Source organism: Pseudomonas peli (assembly GCF_050563605.1).
Classification (GTDB): domain Bacteria; phylum Pseudomonadota; class Gammaproteobacteria; order Pseudomonadales; family Pseudomonadaceae; genus Aquipseudomonas; species Aquipseudomonas peli_A.
The window spans coordinates 1-350 of the sequence record NZ_JBNXUH010000339.1 but is presented as its reverse complement, the minus strand read 5'-3'; the positions used below and the strand labels follow the sequence as shown (position 1 = coordinate 350).

Annotated in this window: 1 pseudogene; it reads left to right on the top strand. The window is 54.9% G+C overall.

The features are described from left to right. Positions 1 to 23: 23 nt before the first annotated feature. Positions 24 to 173: pseudogene (locus ACQ4LH_RS21935) on the top strand (proton-conducting transporter membrane subunit); the annotation flags it as partial. Between the last annotated feature and the right edge of the window lie 177 nt (positions 174 to 350).

Below are 350 nucleotides of genomic sequence, written 5' to 3'. Positions count from 1 at the left end.
CTCGGAGATGTGTATAAGAGACAGAGTTTGCGCCAATCGCCCAGTGGCTCGGCGTGTTCGCCATCCTCTCCGGCGCGCTTCTTTCTTTCTCTCCTCCCTCTCTCAAGCGTCTTTTGGCCTMTTCCAGCGTGTCGCACATGGGCTTTGTGCTGATCGCCATCTACTCTGTCTCTTATACAATCTCCGAGCCCACGAGACGNTGTCCCCTTCCATTTTCACTTGTTTTTTTTCCTCGTCCGCGGCAGACCGGTATAAACGCCAACAGGCGAGCGTCGTCGGCGGCGTCAGTTGTTTATAAGCGTCATATCCGAGCCTGTCGCACATGGGATTTGTGCTGCTCGCCCTCTTCT